The organism is Jannaschia pohangensis (genome assembly GCF_900113875.1).
Lineage (GTDB): Bacteria > Pseudomonadota > Alphaproteobacteria > Rhodobacterales > Rhodobacteraceae > Jannaschia > Jannaschia pohangensis.
In genome coordinates, this window is record NZ_FORA01000001.1 from 133,924 (window position 1) to 154,690 (window position 20,767).

The 20,767-nt window shown below is 66.3% G+C and carries 17 protein-coding genes; 6 read left to right on the top strand and 11 right to left on the bottom strand.

Annotated features, from left to right (window positions below; translation table 11 throughout):
- Positions 1-209: 209 nt before the first annotated feature.
- From BM002_RS00630 to BM002_RS00640, 3 genes are read left to right on the top strand one after another with little or no spacing between them, the layout of a single operon-like run.
- Positions 210-1,751, top strand: a complete 1,542-nt coding sequence (locus BM002_RS00630; protein WP_092778537.1) for a helicase HerA-like domain-containing protein — start codon at positions 210-212, stop codon at positions 1,749-1,751.
- Positions 1,751-2,629, top strand: coding sequence for an alpha/beta fold hydrolase (locus BM002_RS00635; RefSeq protein ID WP_092776189.1), 879 nt, complete (start codon positions 1,751-1,753; stop codon positions 2,627-2,629). Before BM002_RS00630 ends, BM002_RS00635 begins: the two co-directional genes overlap by 1 nt.
- A complete protein-coding gene (locus BM002_RS00640; protein WP_092776191.1) occupies positions 2,626-3,123 on the top strand; it encodes a GNAT family N-acetyltransferase in 498 nt (165 codons plus the stop codon). The genes BM002_RS00635 and BM002_RS00640 overlap by 4 nt, the downstream gene beginning before the upstream one ends.
- A 40-nt stretch (positions 3,124-3,163) precedes the next feature.
- Here the strand turns inward: BM002_RS00640 and guaA are convergent, their stop codons facing one another.
- Positions 3,164-4,741: a glutamine-hydrolyzing GMP synthase gene (gene guaA / locus BM002_RS00645; protein ID WP_092778539.1), complete on the bottom strand. Its 1,578-nt coding sequence runs from the start codon at positions 4,739-4,741 to the stop codon at positions 3,164-3,166.
- A 158-nt stretch (positions 4,742-4,899) separates the two neighbouring features.
- Here guaA and BM002_RS00650 point away from each other — a divergent pair, with 158 nt between their 5' ends.
- A complete protein-coding gene (locus tag BM002_RS00650; protein ID WP_092776194.1) occupies positions 4,900-6,435 on the top strand; it encodes a trimethylamine methyltransferase family protein in 1,536 nt (511 codons plus the stop codon).
- A gap of 9 nt (positions 6,436-6,444) precedes the next feature.
- Here BM002_RS00650 and BM002_RS00655 read toward each other — a convergent pair whose 3' ends face one another.
- The gene (locus BM002_RS00655; protein ID WP_092776197.1) at positions 6,445-6,726 is read right to left on the bottom strand and encodes a DUF6477 family protein; all 282 of its coding nucleotides are present in this window, start codon (positions 6,724-6,726) and stop codon (positions 6,445-6,447) included.
- 538 nt (positions 6,727-7,264) lie between these two features.
- On the opposite strand from BM002_RS00655, the gene BM002_RS00660 reads away from it, so the two are divergent.
- Positions 7,265-8,035 (top strand): DUF6456 domain-containing protein, encoded by a 771-nt coding sequence (locus BM002_RS00660; protein WP_342707287.1) that lies wholly within the window; start codon positions 7,265-7,267, stop codon positions 8,033-8,035.
- Here BM002_RS00660 and BM002_RS00665 read toward each other — a convergent pair.
- The 3 genes from BM002_RS00665 to gltX form a co-directional block, all read right to left on the bottom strand.
- Positions 8,032-10,662 carry a peroxidase family protein gene (locus BM002_RS00665; RefSeq protein WP_092776202.1) on the bottom strand — a complete coding sequence of 877 codons (2,631 nt, stop codon included), beginning with the start codon at positions 10,660-10,662 and terminating at the stop codon, positions 8,032-8,034. The genes BM002_RS00660 and BM002_RS00665 overlap by 4 nt on opposite strands.
- 154 nt (positions 10,663-10,816) lie before the next feature.
- Positions 10,817-12,112 (bottom strand): citrate synthase, encoded by a 1,296-nt coding sequence (gene gltA / locus BM002_RS00670; protein ID WP_092776206.1) that lies wholly within the window; start codon positions 12,110-12,112, stop codon positions 10,817-10,819.
- 106 nt (positions 12,113-12,218) lie between these two features.
- A complete protein-coding gene (gltX, locus tag BM002_RS00675; RefSeq protein ID WP_092776209.1) occupies positions 12,219-13,625 on the bottom strand; it encodes a glutamate--tRNA ligase in 1,407 nt (468 codons plus the stop codon).
- A 113-nt stretch (positions 13,626-13,738) separates the two neighbouring features.
- Here gltX and BM002_RS00680 point away from each other — a divergent pair, with 113 nt between their 5' ends.
- Complete coding sequence (locus BM002_RS00680) at positions 13,739-15,793, top strand: ComEC/Rec2 family competence protein (protein ID WP_092776211.1); 2,055 nt, start codon at positions 13,739-13,741, stop codon at positions 15,791-15,793.
- A 67-nt stretch (positions 15,794-15,860) separates the two neighbouring features.
- Here the strand turns inward: BM002_RS00680 and lexA are convergent, their stop codons facing one another.
- The 6 genes from lexA to BM002_RS00710 form a co-directional block, all read right to left on the bottom strand.
- Entirely contained in the window at positions 15,861-16,553 is a 693-nt protein-coding gene (gene lexA, locus BM002_RS00685) for a transcriptional repressor LexA (RefSeq protein WP_092776214.1), read from the bottom strand.
- Between the two features lie 110 nt (positions 16,554-16,663).
- Positions 16,664-17,839 (bottom strand): molybdopterin molybdotransferase MoeA, encoded by a 1,176-nt coding sequence (locus tag BM002_RS00690; RefSeq protein ID WP_092776217.1) that lies wholly within the window; start codon positions 17,837-17,839, stop codon positions 16,664-16,666.
- The gene (gene moaC / locus BM002_RS00695; protein ID WP_092776219.1) at positions 17,836-18,318 is read right to left on the bottom strand and encodes a cyclic pyranopterin monophosphate synthase MoaC; all 483 of its coding nucleotides are present in this window, start codon (positions 18,316-18,318) and stop codon (positions 17,836-17,838) included. Before moaC ends, BM002_RS00690 begins: the two co-directional genes overlap by 4 nt.
- Positions 18,315-19,127 (bottom strand): indole-3-glycerol phosphate synthase TrpC, encoded by an 813-nt coding sequence (trpC, locus tag BM002_RS00700; RefSeq protein WP_092776222.1) that lies wholly within the window; start codon positions 19,125-19,127, stop codon positions 18,315-18,317. The genes moaC and trpC overlap by 4 nt, the downstream gene beginning before the upstream one ends.
- A complete protein-coding gene (gene trpD, locus BM002_RS00705) occupies positions 19,124-20,143 on the bottom strand; it encodes an anthranilate phosphoribosyltransferase (protein ID WP_092776225.1) in 1,020 nt (339 codons plus the stop codon). Before trpD ends, trpC begins: the two co-directional genes overlap by 4 nt.
- Positions 20,140-20,721 carry an anthranilate synthase component II gene (locus BM002_RS00710; protein WP_092776228.1) on the bottom strand — a complete coding sequence of 194 codons (582 nt, stop codon included), beginning with the start codon at positions 20,719-20,721 and terminating at the stop codon, positions 20,140-20,142. The genes trpD and BM002_RS00710 overlap by 4 nt, the downstream gene beginning before the upstream one ends.
- Positions 20,722-20,767: the final 46 nt, after the last annotated feature.

The window sequence follows — 20,767 nt, forward strand, 5'->3', positions numbered from 1 at the left end:
AGCGCATCTGGGTCCGTCAACAGGGATTTCCGCCGACTTGAACCTTTCCGGTCCGGGATCCTGGCCACGAAAAAAGACCGCGCAGAGGGAGGTCCGCGCGGCCAGTTCGACAGGGAGGTGAGCCGCCGACCGCGCATTGTGCGGGGCGGCTCGGGACTGGTATGGCATGCGGAGGTTAATTCGGAATGAACGGAGACGTCATGGACGAGATGGAGGGCCGCATTTTTCTGGGCGGCGGCGGCGAAGGCTACGGCACGCCGCAGGGGTTGCGTCTGGATTATGCCAACCGACACGGGTTGATCGCGGGCGCGACGGGCACCGGCAAGACCGTGACGTTGCAGGTTCTGGCCCAGGGGTTCGCGGATGCGGGCGTGCCGGTCTTCCTGTCGGATGTGAAGGGCGACCTGTCCGGTCTGGCCCGGCCCGGGTCCGACACCCACAAGCTGCACGGCCCCTTCACCGAGCGGGCGGCGACCATCGGGCTTGACCTGACCTATGCGGCGGCGCCCGTCACCTTCTGGGATCTCTGGGGCAAGGCGGGCCATCCGGTCCGCACCACCGTGTCCGAGATGGGGCCGTTGTTGCTGGCCCGGCTTCTGGACCTGACGGAGGTGCAGGAGGGCGTTCTCAATATCGCGTTCCGCGTCGCCGACGAGGAAGGCCTGGCCCTTCTCGATCTCAAGGACCTGCAATCCCTGCTGATCTGGGTGGGGCAGAACGCCGATACCCTGTCGCTGCGCTATGGCAATGTCGCGTCGTCGTCGGTCGGGGCGATCCAGCGGTCGTTGCTGATCCTTGAAGGGCAGGGCGGTGATCTGTTGTTCGGGGAACCGGCGCTGGAATTGTCCGACCTGATGCGCATCGCGCCGGACGGGCGCGGCTATATCAACATCCTGGCCGCCGACCGCCTGATGGGGGCGCCGCGCCTTTATCCGACGTTCCTTTTGTGGTTGCTTGCCGAACTTTTCGAGCAGCTGCCCGAAGTGGGCGACCCCGAAAAGCCCAAGCTCGTGTTCTTCTTCGACGAGGCGCATCTGTTGTTCGACGGCGCGCCCAAGGCCTTGGTCGACAAGGTGGAGCAGGTCGCGCGGCTGATCCGGTCCAAAGGCGTCGGCGTCTATTTCGTCACCCAGAACCCCGAGGACATCCCCGAGGACATCCTCGGCCAATTGGGCAACCGGGTGCAGCACGCCCTGCGCGCCTTTACGGCCAAGGACCGCAAGGCGCTCCAACAGGCGGCACAGAACTACCGCGACAACCCGCGTTTCGACATCGAAGATGCGATCCGCGAGGTCGGCGTGGGCGAGGCTGTGACCTCGCTTCTGGAGCGCAAGGGCATTCCGGGAATGGCCGAGCGCACGCTGATCCGGCCGCCCGCGTCGCAACTGGGCCCGATCACCGAGGCGGAACGCGCCGCCGTCATGGCCACGTCGCCAGTGGCGGGTCGCTATGACGTGGCCGTGGACCGCGACAGCGCTTTCGAGGTACTCGCCCGCCGTGCCGACGAAGCCGCCAAGGCCGCCGAAGCGGCAGAGGCCGCCGAGGACAAGGCCGACGCGGAGGAACGGGAGCACAAGGCCGGCCGCCGCTATTCGGGCACGTCGGTCGGCAAGTCCACCACCCGCAGCCGCAGCAGCCGGGGCGACAGTGTCGGCACCGCATTCGCCAAGTCCTTCGCCCGTTCCATCGGATCGCGGGCGGGGCGGACGCTGGTGCGCGGGGTGCTCGGCAGCCTGTTCCGGGGGCGCTGATGTTTCCGGGGTTTCAGGAGCAGCGGATCGCCACGCCCGAGGGCGAGATTTTTGCCCGTATCGGCGGGTCGGGGCCGCCCCTTCTGCTGCTGCACGGCTATCCCCAGACCTCGGCCATGTGGCATCTGGTGGCCCCGGACCTGGCGCGCGACTACACCGTGGTGGCCGCCGATCTGCGCGGCTATGGGCGCAGCTTTGTCCCGGCGGCGCAGGACGATCACGCCCAGATGTCCAAGCGCGCGATGGCCGCCGACATGGCGGCGGCGATGGCGGCGCTTGGCCACGACCGCTTCCGCATGGTCGCCCACGACCGGGGGGGGCGGGTGGCGCACCGGCTGGCCGCCGACCATCCGGACCGCGTGCAAAGCCTGACCGTTCTGGACATCGCCCCCACGCGCGAGATGTATCGCGATGGCGGCTTTGCCTTCGCCCAGACCTATTGGCACTGGTACTGGCTGACCCAACCCGCGCCGATGCCCGAGCATCTGATCGGGGCGGACCCGGCATGGTACTGGAAGATGAAGTGCAAGGCCCTTGGCGCGTCGATCTTCGCCCCCGAGGCGGAGGCGGAGTATCTGGCCGCCTGGACGCCCGAGGTGATTGGCGCGTCCTGCGAAGACTACCGCGCGGCGGCTACCATCGATCTGACCCATGACGATGCGGATGTCGCGGCGGGCCGCAGGCTGGCGATGCCGGTGCAGGCCCTCTGGGGTCTTCGCGGCGCGATCGAGCGGCATTTCGACTGTCTGGCCCTTTGGCGCGAACGGGCGGACGACGTGCAGGGACAGGCGCTGCCGGGCGGGCACTACCTGGCCGAGGAACATCCCGAGGACCTGCTGGCGGCCTTGCGTCCCTTTCTGGCGGCGGCCCCCGCATGATCCTGCGCCCCCCGCGTCCGCGCGACGCCGCCGAGATCACGGCCATCCAATCCGAAGGGCTGGCCACCGGCCATGCGTCGTTTCGGGAGATGCCGCTGGATTGGGACAGCTTTCATGACGGATATCCGCTGGCCGTCGTGGCCGAGGATCAGGGCATCGTCGTCGGCTGGTCGGCGCTGTCGGCCACGTCGACGCGCGACGTCTATGCCGGTGTGGGCGAGGTCAGCACCTATGTCAGCGCGCGCGGGCAGGGGCGGGGCCTGGGCCGCGCATTGCTGCACCGTCTGGTGACCGAGAGCGAGGCGCAGGGGTGGTGGACGCTGATTGCGCAGATCTTCCCCGAGAACGTGGCGAGCCTTGCCCTGCACCGGGCCTGCGGCTTTGCGCCTCTGGGGGTGCGGCGGGGTCTGGGGCGGATGTCCTATGGTCCGATGTCGGGGACCTGGCGCGATGTCGCCTTTCTGGAGCGGCGAAGCGCGGTGGCGGGGCAGTGACGGCGCCCGGTGGTGACGCCGCCCGCCGGGCCCGGGCGGTTCACTCCCATTCGATGGTTCCGGGCGGCTTGGACGTGATGTCGTAGGTCACCCGGTTGATACCCTGCACCTCGTTGATGATGCGGGTCGCCGTTTCGCCGAGAAATTCGTGGCTGAACGGGTAGTAGTCCGCCGTCATGCCGTCGACCGAAGTCACCGCGCGCAAAGCGCAGGCGAAATCATAGGTGCGCCCGTCGCCCATCACGCCGACCGTTCGCACGGGCAGGATCGCGACGAAGGCCTGCCAGATGGCGTCATAGAGGCCATGGCGGCGGATCTGGTCGATATAGATGGCATCGGCCTGGCGCAGGATCTCCAGCTTTTCGCGGGTGATCTCGCCGGGGCAGCGAATGGCAAGGCCGGGGCCTGGGAAGGGATGGCGCGCGATGAAATGGTCGGGCAGACCCAGTTCGCGGCCCAATGCGCGCACCTCGTCCTTGAAGAGCTCGCGCAGCGGCTCCACCAGTTTCAGGCCCATCTTTTCCGGCAGGCCGCCAACGTTGTGGTGCGACTTGATGGTGGCCGACGGGCCGCCCGAAAAGCTGACCGATTCGATGACGTCGGGGTAGAGTGTTCCCTGGGCCAGGAATTCCGCGCCATCGATCTGGTTGGCATATTTCTGGAAGACGTCGATGAAGAGGCGGCCGATGATCTTGCGCTTGGTCTCGGGGTCGCTGACGCCCTCGAGCTCGCCCAGGAACAGCTCCGATTCGTCGGCGTGGATCACCGACAGGTTCATGTGGTCGCGGAACATGCCCACGACTTCCTCGGCCTCGTGAAGGCGCAGAAGGCCGTGATCGACGAAGACGCAGGTCAACTGGTCGCCGATTGCCTCGTGCAGAAGGGCGGCGGCCACCGAACTGTCGACACCGCCCGAAAGCGCGCAGATGACGTTCTTGTCGCCCACCTGATCGCGGATCGCGGCGATGGCCTGTTCGCGGTAGCCGGCCATGGTCCAGTCACCGGTGAAGCCCGCCAGTTTGACGAAATTCTCGTAGAGCTTTGCGCCCTTCGGGGTGTGATGCACTTCGGGGTGGAACTGGACGGCAAAGAAGTTGCGCGACAGGTCGCCCGTGATGGCGAAGGGCGCATTGGGAGAGGTGCCGAAGACCTCGAACCCCGGGGCGATGCGGCTGACGTGATCGCCGTGCGACATCCAGACCTGTTCGCGATTCCCGGCCTCGAACCAGCCATCCAGAAGCGGCAAGCTGCCTTTGGGTACGACAAAGGCGCGCCCGAATTCCGCAGTGCCGCCCCCGCCCGAGATCTTGCCGCCCTCGACCTTGCCGCCGAGCATTTCCATCATGACCTGCTGGCCGTAGCAAATGCCCAGAACCGGCACCCCAAGCTCGAACACAGCGTCGGGCGGGCGAGGGGAATTGGCGTGGACCACGCTTGCCGGCCCCCCCGACAGGATCACCGCCAGCGGGGCGAAGTCGCGCAGGAAGGCGTCGGTCACCTGCTGGAACGGGTGGATTTCGCAATAGACGTTCAGCTCTCTCAGGCGGCGGGCGATAAGCTGCGTGACCTGGCTGCCGAAGTCGACGATCAGAAGGCGTTGATGGGCGGGTGTATCCATAGCGGCGGGATAGGCTCCGGCGCGGGGCGTGGCAAGACCCGTCACGGGGCGCGCGCGGGGCATATGTCGCCTTTGGCCGCTTCGGGCCGCAAACGTGCGCTTTCCGGATGCGGCGGGGGGCTATCTGATCGCCACGGGCATCGGAAAAGGGGACCCTCATGGAGGACGGTGTAGCGACACGTGGACGGCGGGGCGGCGGCGGTGCTGCGCGTCGGGCCGAACGGACAAGCGGCAAGATCACCCAGGCGGGGTTCATCACTCGCAACATCCCCGATTACGAGCCATTGACCGAAGAGGCGCTGGAGATCATCGAGGCGAATGCCGAAGTGATCCTGGAAGAGGTCGGCGTCTGCTTCCCCGAGAACGAGGCGGCCCTGGCGCTGTGGCGCGAGGCGGGGGCCGACGTCGACGGCGACCGCGTCCGCCTGCCGCGCGGGTTGGCGCGCAACCTGTGCAAGACCGCCCCGAGCCAGTTCACGCAGATCGCCCGCAACCCCGAACGCAACGTCGAGATCGGGGGGCGCAACCTGGTGCTGGCCCCGGTCTATGGCCCGCCCTTCGTGCGCGACGCGGGCGGCCGGCGCTATGCCACGATGGCCGATTTCGAGAAGTTCGTCCGCCTGGGCCACATGTCCAAATGGCTGCACCATTCCGGCGGCACCGTCTGCGAGCCGACGGATGTCGCGGTCAACAAGCGCCACTATGACATGCTGATGGCGCATATGACGCTGACCGACAAACCCTTCATGGGGTCGGTGACCGAGCCGTCGCGCGCCCGCGATTCGATCGAGATGTGCGACATCCTGTTCGGCGGGCTGAACGACCGGACGGCGATGGTCAGCCTGATCAACATCAACTCTCCGCTGACGTTCGATTCGATCATGATGGGCGCACTCGAGGAGTACTCCCGGGCCAATCAGGCCTGCATCATTTCGCCGTTCATCGTGGGCGGGGCGATGGCGCCGGTGTCGGTCATCGGCACCCTGACGCAGGTTCTGGCCGAAGTCATGGTCGGCGTCGCCTATAGCCAGCTGATCCGCAAGGGGGCGCCGGTGATCTTCGGGGCCTTCGTGACCTCGATCGACATGAACTCCGGTGCGCCCACCTTCGGCACGCCCGAAGCCGCGCAGATCACCTATGGCGCGGGTCAGTTGGCCCGTCGCATGGGTCTGCCGTATCGCAGCGCGGGGTCGTTCAACGGCTCCAAGCTGCCCGATGCGCAGGCGGCCTACGAGACGGCGAATTCGCTGAATGCAGGGCTTTTGGCGGGGGTGAACTTCATGCTGCACGCCTGTGGCTGGCTTGAGGGGGGTCTGGTCGCCGATTTCGAGAAATTCGTGATGGATGCCGATCAGCTTGGCACGTTGCACAAGATGGCCGAAGGCATCGCCATCGACGAGAATGCGCAGGCCATGGGGGCGATCCACGAAGTCGGGCCGGGCGGTCACTACCTGGGCTGCGCCCATACGCAGGCGAACTTCAAGCAGGCTTTCTGGAAGACGGACCTGTTTGATTACAAGCCCTTCGAGACCTGGGCCGATGAGGGTGAGCGCGACACGCGCGCGCTGGCCTCCGTCCGGATCGAGAAGATGCTGGCCAATTACGAGCAGCCCTATCTCGACCCGGCGGTGCGTGAGGCCTTGATGGACTATGTCGCGCGCAAGAAGGCGTCGATGCCTGACGCATTCATGTAAGGCGGCGGGTCACGCCTGGCGGAAGGCCCGCGCCTCGGCCAGGAGCGCCACCAGAATATCGACGTGCCGGGCAAAGCTGTAGGTCTTGTCGGCGGTCTGGCGGCGGCGTTCCAGCGCGGCTTCGATCGGGATCAGCTTTTCAAGCGCGGCCCGAGGCGTGGCCGGGATCGCCGCGCGCAACATGCGCCGCAGATCGCGGCGGCGTTCGTATTGCATGGCTCCGTGGGCGGCGGCATCCACCAACAGGCCGGGGCGGCGCAGGGCGGCAAGTTCCTTCGAGACTGTGCACATCGGGGCAGACTTTCTTGCGTTTCGGAATGCCCGACCATCGCTCGATTTCGACCCGTGTTGCGCAACTTCCCGGAGGAGAGAACGCTGTGTCTCAGCCGTTTACACTTTGGAAACATTTGTTGCCAGAACGTGGATGATTAACTTCTTGGTAACCAATCCAAGCGACTTCTGATCGAGTTTTCCACAGGATGAATCCCCGGAGTTCTCGATGACCGCCCGCTTTGATGTCACTTCCGCTCGTTTGCCGGGATGGGTCCCCCCATCCGTCCGTGCCTATGTGGCGCATACGTGTGAAGGACGACCCCTCAGAGACGTGGCCGAAGAGTCAGGCTGTGCTGCCTCGACGGTCCTTCGGCAGGTGCGGCGCATCGAGGCGCGCCGGGATGATCCGATGGTGGACGATTTGATGGAGCAGCTCGCAGAGGCCGCCATCGAAGGTACGCATTCCCCTGACGCGAAGGACCGCCCCCCAATGTCTATGATGCCTCAACGTTCGACACTGATTGACGATGATACGCTGAATCACGAAGCGAAGCGCGTGTTGCGTCGCCTGTGCGAAGGCGACGCCTTTCTTGCCGTTGGCCAAGGGATGCCCCAGGCGGCGGTCCTGCGCGACACCGGCGAGACGCCGACCCGCACCGCGACCTTGCCCAAATCCGTGGCCCAGGCCTTCATCCTCAAGGATTGGGTGTCGTGCTACAAGGCGGGCCGGGTCACCCAGTACCGCATCACCGAAGCGGGTCGTGCCGCCCTCAAGCGGTTGCTCAGCGACAGCCTGTCTGCCCGGGTCGAAGCCCGCGGCATGGCCGAATCGCCCAGTCCCTTCCTGACGCAGCACATGGAAATGGGCGAGCGGGTCTTCACGGCGCGCAGCGGTGACCAGACGTTACGCGTGAACCTGTCGGAATCCCCGCTCGGCAGTCTGGCCCGCAAGAAGGACCGCGACGGCAAGCCGTTTCTGTCGATGGATCTGGTCGTCGCGGGCGAACGTCTGCGCGAAGATTTCGAAAGCGCCCAGATGGGCCCGCGTGTCGGCCAGAACTGGGAGCGGTTCCTGACGCCCGGCGGTCGCGGCCAGATGCAGCCGGGCAGCCCCTGCTCGGGCCCCGAGGAGGCGCGGACCCGCGTCTCGGATGCGCTGCGCGATCTGGGGCCGGGCTTGGCCGACGTAGTGTTGCGCGTCTGCTGTTTCCTCGAAGGTTTGGAAGCCTGTGAAAAGCGCCTTGGTTGGGCGGCCCGGTCCGGCAAGATCGTGCTGCGGATCGCGCTTCAGCGGTTGGCGGCCCATTATGACGGGCGGCACCGCTAAACCATCAACTCCGCAAGCAGCCGGGCCTCGCGCCCGCGCAGGGCCGGTCTTGCATCGGGCCCGAACGACGTATGCCGTAGACGCGGGAAGAGGGTCATGACTTCTTCCCGCGCGGCCTCGTCCAGTGACGAAAGCGCCACGACACCGGGATGGAAGCTTTCGGAGGGGATGCCCTCGGACAACACGATCTCGTGAGCGTCGAACAGGATGTGGATGTAGTCGACCATTCCCCCTGTCTGCCGCGTGACGCCCGGACAATCCGAGAGCGACAGGGCAGGGGCCAGCACCTCGTCCAGACCAAACAGGACTTCGGCCAGACCGGACGTCAGCAGCAGCCGGTGCTGCGGGCTGACGGTCAGGGGGCGACGATTGCCAAGCGCGCCGGTGTCGATGCGCACGGGGGCGAGGGGCCCTAGCGCCGACACCCGGGTGCGGCCGATCCAGCGGATGGGTTGCAGCCCGTGGTCCAGCGTCATCACCCGCGCACCGACGCGCAGCGCCTCGATGGGGCGTTTGCCCGCCGCCGTGACGATCAACGTCCCAGGCGTGAAACAGGTTACCACCTCGAACCCGGTGAACCGGGTGGAGGTGCCGTCGTCCCAACTGATGATCCCGTCACCGCCCCCCTCGTGGACGATGTCGCCGTTCTCGACCATCAGCCGGTCATGGCCCCCGCCGCCGTCGATACGGATGACCCCCGGTCCGGCAATCCGGGCCACGTCATCGCCGTCGCCGAGCGATATGTCGGACACGGTTGCCTCGGGGCCGATGGTCACCTGATCCGCACCGTCACCCGTCTCGATCGCTCCGGCGTCCGCATGACCGGCAAGCGTGACGCGATCGTCGCCCGCACCGGTGTCGATGGTGCCCTCGACGCGCGCCTGGGCCGAGATCGAGATCCGGTCGGCCCCGTCACCGCCAAGGATGTCGCCCTCGACGCGCCCCGAAGTCATCGTCAGCCGGTCGTTCCCGTCCCCCAGATCGACATTTCCCGCGACCGCCGAGCCACCGCGCAACAACACGTCGTCATCGCCGCTCGCGGTGGTCACATCGCCCGCGATGTCGAGGCGGCTCAGGTCGAGGGTGTCGGCGGCGTCCGTGCCAGTGATCTGCAACGCTTCGGTCAGGACGCGCGTCTCGATCAGGAAGGGGTTTTCCTGAAGGCTGTCGATGTCCGTATTGCGCAGGATCACGTCATCGAGGCTGGAGGCGCGGACCTCGGCGATGATGTCTTCGCCGAGGTCCGGCGACAATTGCCCGAAGGTCTCGTCCGCCGAGGCCGTGCGGAGGAACTGATCGCTGATGATGAAGGTGAAGAGCGGGCCCATCAGGGTGCCGTCGACGTTGTCTTCGGCAAGGCCCCCGACCCAGAGGTCGACACTGTGGACGGTGCCATAGACCGCGGCCAGTTGCGCCTGCAACTCCGGGTCGGAGGTGATGATCGAGAAATCGGTGGGGTCCAGCGTCTCGGGATCGATGTCGCCCAGAAGGGCCGCGCGGACGTCGACATAGCTGCCCATGCCATGGTCGCCCGCGCGCATCAGGTTCAACGCGGGCAGGGAAAACCCCGATACCCCCGCCGGGGTCGCCAGAAAGAAGTTCAGATCGTCGATGACCTGGGTGTCGAGTTCCTCGGCCGATTGCCCGGCCTGACCGCGCAGAATCGCGTCGATTCCCTGTTCGCGCACGATCCCGACGTTGAAGAACGAGTCCATCAGGCCCAGGTGCCCGCCGTCGGCCTCTGTCCCGTCTTCGTTCAACCGCTCCAACCGGGAGGCGACCATGGTGTGCCCGAAGCGGAAAGCAGCGGTCGAGAATTCGAGCGCGACCTGACCGTTGGCGTCGGGGTCGTGGTCGATGTCGTCGGGCAGCGTCTCTCCGATCAGGAGGGGGAGCCATTCTTGATAGGTGATCTGCTGGATGGTGAACTCGACGATTTCGCGGGCACCCTGGTAGAGCTGCTCGTCGGTCCAGTCGGGGTGTTCCTCGGCCAGCCGCTCGGCCCAATAGTTGTGTTCGCGCACGAACAGCGTGTGCAGCGACAAAAGGTTCGGGTTTTCGTTGGCGCGGATGTCCCCGGCCAGATAGACCGCGTCCGGCCCCTCGGTGTCGCCCGCCATGACGGTTTCCGGCGTCGCCTGGAGCAGCAGATCGTGGTCGGAGCCCGGATCATCCGTGACGCGCATCCGCCCGCCCTCGAACTCCCGCAGGTCCGCCTCGCGCCCGGCGTTGGAGCCATAGACCATGCTGGCGTCCATCTGCCAGGTGACGGCATTGCCGAATTCGCGCGGACCATCTTCGCCGGTGCCGTCCATCACTTCGGAGCGCCCGACACCGTGCGGGAAGGCCGCGTTCTCCATGATCTCGTCATGGCCTTCGGGGGTCAGGCTCAGGTCGTGGTCGATGAACTGGCCCCAGGTCGTAAACAGGGCACTGACGTTCATGTCGTTCGGGATCGATCCGTCCTGATCGAAGATGCGTTGCGCGACTTCCATCGGATCGACGCCGCTGACCACCTCGCCTGCCCCATCGGCATAGCGGGCCTCGGTCAGGCGGGGCAGTTGCTCGAGCTGTGCCAGAAATGGACAACGCGCGACCAACGCGGTCGCATCATCTGATGCCGACATACCCGAAACCCCATACACACGTGCCCCCACGCGCGATGCAAACCTAGCAGATCACGGGTTCGTGATGAAGGTTCCAGTCTGGAAACGGTCGGTTTCCCGCACACGCAAACGCCGCCCGGTGGGGCGGCGTTCAGGCTTGTCTTGGTGGCAGTCGTCAGCGGTTTTCGACGTCCACGTAATCACGCTGCGTCTCGCCGGTATAAAGCTGGCGGGGGCGACCGATCTTGAGGGCCGGATCGCTCAGCTGTTCCTTCCACTGCGAAATCCACCCGACCGTCCGCGACAGGGCGAAGATCGGGGTGAACATCGACGTGGGAAAGCCCATGGCCTCGAGGATGATGCCCGAATAGAAATCGACGTTCGGGAAGAGCTTCTTCTCGGCGAAATACGGATCAGCGAGGGCCTGTTTTTCAAGCTCCTTGGCGACTTGCAGGATCGGATTGTTCTCGACGCCCAGAAGGTCCAGCACCTCGTCCGCGCTCTCCTTCATCACGGTCGCGCGCGGGTCGAAGTTCTTGTAGACCCGGTGCCCGAATCCCATCAGGCGGAACGGATCGTCCTTGTCCTTTGCGCGGGCGATGTATTCGGGGATGCGGTCCACGGTGCCGATTTCGTTGAGCATCTCGAGGCAGGCCTGATTGGCGCCGCCATGTGCCGGACCCCAGAGACAGGCGATGCCGGCGGCGATGCAGGCGAAGGGGTTCGCCCCGGACGACGACGCCAGACGCACCGTCGAGGTGGAGGCGTTTTGCTCGTGGTCGGCATGCAGCGTGAAGATGCGGTCCATCGCCCGGCTCAGGATCGGATCGACGACATAGTCTTCGGCCGGGACCGAGAAGCACATGCGCAGGAAGTTCGACGCATAGTCGAGATCGTTGCGCGGATAGACGAAAGGCTGCCCGATCGAATACTTGTAGGCCATCGCGGCGATCGTCGGCATCTTGGCGATCAGGCGGATCGAGGCGACCTCGCGCTGCCAGGCGTCATTGATGTCGGTGCTGTCGTGATAGAAGGCGGACATCGCGCCCACAACGCCGACCATGGTCGCCATCGGGTGGGCGTCGCGGCGGAACCCGCGGAAGAAGTTGTGCATCTGCTCGTGGATCATCGTGTGCTGCGTCACACGGTTCTCGAAATCCTCCAGCTCCGCGGCAGAGGGAAGATCGCCGTAGAGCAGCAGGTAGCAGACCTCCAGATAGTGGGACTTCGCGGCGAGCTGGTCGATGGGATAGCCGCGGTGCAGCAAGACGCCTTCGTCCCCGTCGATGAAGGTGATCGCGCTCTCGCAAGCGGCGGTGGAGGTGAAGCCCGGGTCATAGGTGAACACACCCGCCGAGCCATAGAGTTTGCGGATATCGATGACGTCCGGACCCACGGTCGGGGAATGCACCGGCAGGTCATAGGTCTTGCCATCAAGCGTCAGCGTTGCCGTCTTCTTCGAGTCTGCCATGTCAGTCCTTTCGCATCGGCCCTTCGGTCGAGACCGACCTACAACCTGTTGAATTCGTGCAGGATACCCTGCGCATATCGGGCGCCTGGCCCGTCAGTGTCCCGTGTCAGTCCCCAGAGGATGGCGCGGCAGCATCTTCGAGCCTTGCCAGCGTTTCCTCTCGTCCAAGGACCAGCATCATGTCGAAGACACTCGGGGTGGCTGTGCGCCCGGCAAGGGCGGCGCGCAGGGGGGCCGCAAGCTTGCCAAGACCCAGGTCCTTTGCCCGGGCCAGATCACCCACGACGGTCTCCAATACGTCGCGTGTCCAGCTAGCATTTCGCAGGTGCGGCGTCAATTCGTGCAGTATGCCACGGGATACCGAATCCAGCGATTTCGCGGCATTGTCATCGGGCGTGACGGGACGGTCGCGCAGCACGAAGGCCGCGCGCTCGACGACCTGAGGCAAGGTCCGGCAGGCGTCCTTGACCACCGGGACAGCGCGGGCCAGCCGCTCTGCGTCTAGAGGCGCGCCACCCACGCGGTCGTTCCACTCCAGCGTGGCGGCCACGACATCCGCATCGGCCATGGCGCTGATGTGCTGGCCCGACAGGTTCTCCAGCTTCTTGAGGTCGAGCCGCGCGGGCGCCCGCCCGATCCCCTCCAGATCGAACCACTCCCGCGCCTGCGCATCGGTGAAGAATTCGTCGTCCCCATGGCTCCACCCAAGCCGGGCCAGGTAGTTGCGCAGCGCCTGCGCCGGAAAGCCCATTTCGGCGTATTCCTCGACGCCCGTGGCCCCGTGCCGTTTGGACAGCTTCTTGCCATCGGCTCCGTGAATCAGCGGGATATGCGCCCAGACCGGTTGCGCCCACCCCATTCCGTCGAAGATCTGTGCCTGACGGGCAGCATTGTTGAGATGATCGTCGCCGCGGATCACATGGGTCACGCCCATGTCGTGATCATCGACCACCACGGCCAGCATATAGGTCGGCGTCCCGTCCGAGCGCAGCAGGACCATGTCGTCCAGTTGATCGTTGCGGAAGGTCACATTGCCCTGCACCGCGTCCGCGATGACGGTCTGCCCTTCCCGGGGGGCCTTGAGGCGGATGACGGACGGCGCGTCGGGATGGTCGGCCTCGGGCACATCGCGCCAGGGCGACTGGAACAGGGTCGACCGCCCCTCGGCCCGCGCGGCCTCCCGGAAGGCCTCGATCTCGGACTGGGACGAGAAACACCTGTAGGCGTGGCCGGATGCCAGCATCGCATGGGCGACCTCGGCATGGCGGGGCGCGTTGTCGAACTGGCTGACGACGTCGCCGTCATGGTCCAGACCCAGCCATTCAAGACCCGCCAGAATGGTCTGCGTCGCCTCGGGGGTGGAGCGTTCGCGGTCCGTGTCCTCCACCCGGAGCAGGAACCGGCCGCTGTGGCGGCGGGCGAACAGCCAGTTGAAAAGCGCGGTCCGCGCGGTGCCGATGTGCATCGTTCCAGTCGGCGATGGGGCGATGCGGGTCACGACGGGTTGGGTCATCAGGCGTCCTTGGCTTGGCTCATGTCAGTCGCAGGAGTTGGTTAACGATTTGTAAACCGGAGAGCCTGCATGATCATCCGGGGTGATAGGCACCCCGGTCAGAGAGGGCAAGGATGCACCCCAGTGACGTCGCACCGCCTGCGCCGCCAAGCCTGTGGCTGCGGGCGGTCGAGCTTTGCCATGGTCTGCGCGGGCACCGCCTGCCGTGGGCGGCCTTGGCTTTCGGCACGGGCGTCGGTCTCTACTTTGCCCTGCCGGTCGAGCCGGGTCCGGGGACGGTCGCGGCCCTCTCGGCTTCGGCGCTCGCGCTTGTCCTGCTCGGCTGGCTCACGCGCGCGTCCGTCGGCCTTCTGGCCCTGATGGCGGCCGTGGTCCTGGCCGGGGTGCTTGTGGCGCAGTTCCGCACCCAGATGGTCGCGGGGCCGGTCCTGTCCTTCCGCTACTACGGGGCTGTCGAGGGCCGGATCGTCATGATCGACCGCTCCGCCTCGGGCGCGCCGCGCCTGACGCTGGACCAGGTGCGCCTCGACCGCTTCGCGCCCGATGAGACGCCGCGCCGCGTCCGCATCTCGCTCCAATCGGACAGCGCGATCCCGAAACCCGGCACCCGTGTGATGACCACCGCGCATCTGTCGCCGCCTTCGGGTCCGACCGAACCGGGTGGTTTCGACTTCCAGCGGCACGCGTTCTTCCTGCAACTCGGCGCTGTCGGCTATAGCCGCGTGCCGCTCCTGCGGGCCGAGGCGCCGACCCCCAGTCTTGCGATGTGGGTGGAACAGGTCCGCAAGTTCATCGGGGACGGGTTGCGCGCCCGGATGCCGGGCCAGGTCGGAGAGGTCGCCGCCGCCATCACCACGGGCGACCGCGCGGGCCTGTCCGACGATGTGACGGTGGATCTGCGCGCCTCGAACCTGGCGCATCTTCTGGCAATTTCCGGTCTGCACATGGGGCTTCTGGTGGGCTTTGTCTTCTGGTCCGTCCGGGGCGGTCTGGCCCTGTTTCCGCGCATCGCGTTGGTCCATCCGACGCGGGCCTGGGCGGCGGCGACGGCCCTGCCGTTTGCCACCGCCTATCTGTTTCTGTCCGGCGGGTCGGTCGCGACACAGCGCGCCTTCGTCATGGCCGCCGTCATGCTCGGCGCGATCCTGATCGGGCGGCGGGCGCTGTCCATCCGAAGCGTGGCCATGGCCGCCATTCTGATCCTGCTGTGGCATCCCGAAAGCCTCGTCGGCCCCGGATTCCAGATGTCCTTCGCCGCGACAGGCGCCCTGGTTCTGGCCTTCGGGGCCATCGCGCGGTCGGACCGGGCCCACTGGATGCGGGGCTGGCGCGGCGCGGTCATGGCGCTGCTTGTCTCGTCCATCGTCGCGGGCCTTGCCACCGCACCGATTGCGGCGCTGCATTTCAACCGCCTTGGGCAATTCGGCGTGCTGGCCAATGTATTGGCCGTGCCGATGATGGGCATCCTGGTGATGCCATTGCTGCTCGTCGGATTGCTCCTGTGGCCAATCGGCCTCGAAACGATACCGCTGAAGGTGGCGGGATGGGGCATCGAGTGGATCCTTTGGGTCGCGGATTTCGTGGCGGAATTGCCCGGCGCGGTGACAACCGTCCCGGCACCTGTCTGGCAGGTGTTGCCCCTTCTGGGCCTGGCCCTCGGTGTCTTGGGCGCGGCGCGCAGTCATGTCGGGCGCGGCATCGGCGTCGCCGTCATGGGAGCTGCCTTCGTCGTCTGGGCCCAGAGCGACCGGCCCGACCTGCTGATTTCCGACGATGGACGCCTGATCGGCGTGGCGACGCCTGAGGGGCGCTGGCTGAATCGGGACAGCGGAGTCGGCTATGTGGCTGGTGCCTGGTTGGAGAATGACGGGGATCCGGGGTCGCAACCCCTTGCCGCAGCTCGCGATCAACTGTGGCCCGTTGCCTGGCCGCCCATCCATGCCGCCGCGACACCGGGCCAGGCAGAGCGCGCGGTCGAGGCCTGCCGCCGTGCGCCGGGCCTGCTCATTCTGCCTGACAAGTTGGGTGCGCCGGTCCCGTCCTGCGACGTCTATGACATCGACAGGTTGCGCCAGACCGGGGCCGTTGCCATCCGGTTTTCCGACATGGGTCCGCAGGTCGTGACCGCGCGGGAGATGCAGGGGCAAAGGCCCTGGAGCACGCCTTGACAACACCGGGTACGAAAAAACGGGCGAAGTCACCTTCGCCCGCGTCTTCGTTCCTGACTTGAGCCGGTCAGTAGCTGCGGATCAGACCGACCAAACGGCCCTGCACCCGCACCTGATCTTCCTTGAGGAGGCGCGTTTCATAGGCGGGGTTCGCGGCTTCGAGGGCGATCATCCCCTTGACGCGGCGATACCGCTTGAGCGTCGCCTCGTGACCTTCGACCAGGGCGACGACGATGTCACCATTGTCGGCCACGTTCTGCTCCCGGATCACGACGACGTCGCCATCGTTGATCCCGGCCTCGATCATCGAGTCACCCTTGACCTCCAGCGCGTAATGCGCGCCACCCCGACCCAGCATCTGACCGGGAACGGCCACGTGGTGCGAGACTTCACTGATGGCTTCGATCGGGACACCGGCGGCGATCCGGCCCATGACCGGCAATTCGGTCGCATCGACCTGAACCGGCATCGCCCGTGTTGGCGCGGGGACGGATGCACCGCCGTCGCCGTCGATCACACGCGGAACGAACCCTGCCGCCCCCAGATCGTCGGGCAGGCGCGTGATCTCGATCGCGCGGGCCCGATGTGCCAGCCGCCGAATGAAGCCCCGCTCCTCCAGCGCCGTGATCAGTCGATGAATCCCGGACTTGGAGCGCAGGTCCAGCGCATCCTTCATTTCGTCGAACGAGGGCGGCACACCGTCCCGCTGCATCCGTTTGTGAATGAATTCAAGAAGATCGCGCTGTTTCCGAGTGAGCATTTGTCCTGTCCCATCTGGCAGCCGGTCCGGCCGGTCACCCTCCGTTCTAGTTAGGTTCCTGTTTTGTGTCAACAAAAACAGAACATCGGGGAACATGCGTCAGGATAGGATCAATCGGGGAGGTCGATCACGGCTTGCAGGAACCCCGTCTCGCGCGACGGATCGTTCGGCGGTCGGACGATCAGGCAATCGGCGCTCGCCAGCCGCGACAGAAGGGCGCTGTCCTGCGACGTGACGGCCCGGCAAGCCCCGGCCTCGACCCGGGCGCGCATATAGTGTTGGCGCGGTCCGTTCGCCGTCAGCGGCGCGCCAAGAGGCATCAGCCTCGTGACAGGATCGGGCGCGAGGCCCAGCATCTTGCGCAGCATAGGCAGGATGAAGATCACGCCGCAAACCATTGCGGAAACGGGATTTCCGGGCAGGCCGACAAAGGCCTGTTCGCCAAGCCTGCCCGCCAGAAGTGGCTTGCCGGGCCGCATTGCGACCTTGTGGAACGCGAGGTCCAGGCCCGCGTCGCCCGCGACCTGCGCGACAAGATCGTGGTCCCCGACAGATGCGCCGCCGATGGTGATGACAAGGTCCGCGCCGCCCGCCAGCCGCAGGGCCATCGCAAGGCTCTGCACCGTATCGCGCGCAAGCGGCAAAAGGCGGACTTCCGCGCCCTCGGCCTCCAGCATCGCGGCGAGGCCATAGCCATTGGACGCCGTGATCTGACCCGGGTCCAGCGCCTCTCCGGGGTTGCGCAATTCGTCACCGGTCATCAGGATCGCAACCGTGGGGCGGCGGACGACGGGTAGGGTGCCATGCCCCATGGCGGCCAACAGAGCGATGTCGCGGCTGCCAAGACGGCGCGGTGCCGCGAAGGCCTCCCCCTTGGCGAAATCGCCCGCTGCCGGTCGGATATTCGACCCGGACCCAAGGTTTCCGGACAGGGTGATCCGGTCGCCGTCGCGACTGACATCTTCCTGGATCACAACGGTTTTCGTGCCTTCGGGCGCAATAGCCCCGGTAAAGATCCGGACCGCCTCGCCCTCGGTCACCGGAGCGGAGAACGGTCGACCTGCCGCCGACTCGCCGATGACGCGAAAGATATCGCCGGGCGCTGGCTTGGCGGAAGACACGGCATAGCCATCCATGGCCGAAGCGTCGAAGGGCGGCTGGTCGTGCCGGGCTTGGACAGCCTGTGCCAGAACGCGACCGGCCGCGTGTCGCAGGCCCACGTCTTCTGCGGACAGGGGGTCGACCAGGTCGAGCAGATGCGCCGTCGCCTGTTCGACCGTGATCACGGAGCCGGGGCCTTCCAGTCGCCGGACTTGCCGCCCGTCTTCGACAACAGCCGCAAACCCCCGATTTCCATGTCTTTCTGCACGGCCTTGGCCATGTCATAGACGGTAAGACAGGCGGTGCTGACGGCGGTCAGCGCCTCCATCTCGACGCCGGTCTTGCCGGTCGTCGCGACTGTTGCCGTGACGCGCAGGCCCGGCAGAGCGTCATCCGCCTCAAGCTCCACAGCGACCTTGGCAATTGGGAGGGGGTGGCACAGCGGGATCAGGTCAGAGGTTCGCTTTGCCCCCATGATCCCCGCCAATCGGGCCACACCGATGACATCGCCCTTTGCGGCCGTCCCGCTTTCAATGATTGCAAGGGTTTCCGTGGACATCTTCACCCAACCGGTGGCCACGGCAACGCGCTTGCTGTCGGCCTTGGCCGACACGTCGACCATATGCGCGGCACCTTCCGCATCGAAATGCGTGAGCCCGGTCATCGATTGGCCACAAGCGGATTCGACAGCAGGGCGCGCGTGGCGGTGGCCACGTCGTCTTGCCGCATCAGACTTTCGCCGATCAGGAAGCAGCGGGCTCCGTGCCGGGCCATGTCGGCCAGGTCGTCGGGCGTGTTCAGGCCGCTTTCGGACACCAGAAGCCTGTCTTCGGGCGCGCGTCTTGCAAGGGTGCGGGTGACTTGAAGGTCGGTCACAAAGGTATTGAGATCGCGATTGTTGATCCCCAGAAGGCGGGATTTGAGCCGCGATGCGCGGTCCAGTTCCTCGACGTTGTGGACCTCGATCAGGGCATCCATGCCCCATTCCGTCGCCGCCGCTTCCAACTCGGCGGCCTGCGGGTCCGACACGCTTGCCATGATGATCAGGATGCAATCGGCGCCAAGGCTCCGGCTTTCGGCGACCTGCCAAGGGTCATAGAGAAAATCCTTGCGCAACACCGGCAGGTCGACCTCGGCACGGGCGGCGACCAGATAGGCATCGTCCCCCTGAAACGACGGCCCATCGGTCAGGATCGACAGGCAGGCGGCCCCACCCTCGGAATAGGCGCGGGCCAGGGCGGGCGGGTCGAAATCGGCCCGGATCAACCCCTTGGACGGGCTGGCCTTCTTGATCTCCGCGATCAACCCATAGCCCTCGATGCTGGCCTTTTGCAGCGTGTCACCGAAGGGCCGGACGGGCGGCGCGGCGCGGGCGGCATCTTCGATGTCGGCTTGACTGCGCTCGGCCTTGCGGGCCGCGACGTCTTCCAGTTTGTAGGCCTTGATGCGCTCAAGGATCGTCGGCGTGCTCATGCTGCGGCCTCCTGGGTCAGGCGGGCAAGGGCCTGGACCTTGCCCAGGGCCGCGCCGGTGTCGATGGATCTGGCGGCAAGGTCGACGCCTTCGGGCAGGGTGGTGGCCCGGCCCGCGATGACAAGGGCGGCGGCGGAATTCAGAAGCACCGCATCGCGGTAGCCGCTGGCCACCCCGTCCAGCAACGTGCGGAACGCCTTGCCATTGGCCGCGGGCTCCCCGCCCATGATCGCCTCGAACGGGTGGGTCGGAAGGCCCGCGTCGTCGGGTGTGATCAGGCGTTCGGTCACCGCGCCGTCCTGCAGGATCGCGACCGAAGTCGGCCCGGCGATGGAAATCTCGTCGGTGCCGTCGTGCCCGTGGACAAGCCAGGCCGTGTCGGACCCGAGCGCGCCCAGAACCTCGGCCATGGGGCGGATGAGGTCGGCGGAGAATGCGCCGGTCAATTGACGAGTGACCCCTGCGGGGTTGGTCAGCGGGCCGAGAATGTTGAACACGGTCCGCGTGCCCAGTTCGCTGCGCACGGGCATCACGTGGCGGGTGGCCGGGTGGTGCATCGGCGCCATCATGAAGCAGATGCCGACCTCGGCCAGCGCGCGTTCGGCGACATCCGCGCCGAGCATCACTTCGATGCCCATCTGGGTCAGCACATCCGCCGCGCCCGATTTGGACGACAGGTTGCGGTTGCCGTGTTTGGCCACCGGGACGCCCGCGCCCGCGACCACAAAGGCCGTGGCGGTCGAGATGTTGAGCGTGCCCTTGCCGTCGCCGCCCGTGCCCACGATGTCGATCGCGCCGGCGGGGGCGGTCACCCGGTTGCACCGGGCGCGCATGGCCGCGGCGGCGGCGGTGATCTCCTCGACCGTCTCGCCCCGGGTGCGAAGCGCCATCAACAGGCCCGCGACTTGGGCCGGCGTGGCGTCGCCGTCGAACAGCGTGGCGAAGGCGGCCTCGGCCTCGGCCGGGGTCAGGGGGCGGTCGGGTGCGACATTCAGGATGGATTTCAGGTCAGTCATGCGGCCACGGGCATCAGATCGATGAAGTTGCGGATCAGCGCGTGACCGTGTTCGGACGCGATGCTCTCGGGGTGGAACTGAACGCCGTGGATCGGCAGGTCGCGGTGGCGCAGACCCATGATCATCCCGCTTTGCAGCTCGGCATTGACGATCAGGTCATCGGGCAGGCCATCACGCTCGACGGTCAGGGAATGATAGCGCGTCGCATTGAACGCGGACGGCAGGCCCTTGAAGACGCCGGTGCCGTCGTTCTGCATCCGGCCAAGCTTGCCGTGCACGATTTCACCGGCGCGGACGACCTTGCCGCCGAACGCCTGGCCGATGGCCTGATGCCCCAGACACACGCCGAACAGGGGCGTGCGGGTCTCCGCGCAGGCCTGCACCATGGCAAGGCAGATCCCGGCCTGATCCGGGTCGCAGGGCCCGGGCGACAACAGAACCGCCGCCGGATTGAGCGCCATGGCCGCCTGCACATCCATCGCATCGTTGCGCACGACCTTCACCTCGGGGCCCAGTTCGGCGACATAGTGGACAAGGTTCCAGGTGAAACTGTCGTAATTGTCGATCAGCAGCAGCATGCCAGTCCTCGCATCCCCATAAGATATATTGCGCCTCGCCCCGGCT

Bases quoted from the DNA above. Each gene is read 5' to 3' on its own strand.
- BM002_RS00635 (WP_092776189.1), top strand. From the start codon at position 1,751: ATGTTTCCGGGGTTTCAGGAGCAGCGGATCGCCACGCCCGAGGGCGAG.
- gltA (WP_092776206.1), bottom strand. From the start codon at position 12,112: ATGGCAGACTCGAAGAAGACGGCAACGCTGACGCTTGATGGCAAGACC.
- trpD (WP_092776225.1), bottom strand. From the start codon at position 20,143: ATGACTGACCTGAAATCCATCCTGAATGTCGCACCCGACCGCCCCCTG.
- BM002_RS00710 (WP_092776228.1), bottom strand. From the start codon at position 20,721: ATGCTGCTGCTGATCGACAATTACGACAGTTTCACCTGGAACCTTGTC.
- lexA (WP_092776214.1), bottom strand. From the start codon at position 16,553: ATGCTCACTCGGAAACAGCGCGATCTTCTTGAATTCATTCACAAACGG.
- BM002_RS00650 (WP_092776194.1), top strand. From the start codon at position 4,900: ATGGAGGACGGTGTAGCGACACGTGGACGGCGGGGCGGCGGCGGTGCT.
- gltX (WP_092776209.1), bottom strand. From the start codon at position 13,625: ATGACCCAACCCGTCGTGACCCGCATCGCCCCATCGCCGACTGGAACG.
- guaA (WP_092778539.1), bottom strand. From the start codon at position 4,741: ATGGATACACCCGCCCATCAACGCCTTCTGATCGTCGACTTCGGCAGC.
- BM002_RS00640 (WP_092776191.1), top strand. From the start codon at position 2,626: ATGATCCTGCGCCCCCCGCGTCCGCGCGACGCCGCCGAGATCACGGCC.
- BM002_RS00665 (WP_092776202.1), bottom strand. From the start codon at position 10,662: ATGTCGGCATCAGATGATGCGACCGCGTTGGTCGCGCGTTGTCCATTT.
- trpC (WP_092776222.1), bottom strand. From the start codon at position 19,127: ATGAGCACGCCGACGATCCTTGAGCGCATCAAGGCCTACAAACTGGAA.
- BM002_RS00680 (WP_092776211.1), top strand. From the start codon at position 13,739: ATGCACCCCAGTGACGTCGCACCGCCTGCGCCGCCAAGCCTGTGGCTG.
- BM002_RS00630 (WP_092778537.1), top strand. From the start codon at position 210: ATGGAGGGCCGCATTTTTCTGGGCGGCGGCGGCGAAGGCTACGGCACG.
- BM002_RS00655 (WP_092776197.1), bottom strand. From the start codon at position 6,726: ATGTGCACAGTCTCGAAGGAACTTGCCGCCCTGCGCCGCCCCGGCCTG.
- moaC (WP_092776219.1), bottom strand. From the start codon at position 18,318: ATGACCGGGCTCACGCATTTCGATGCGGAAGGTGCCGCGCATATGGTC.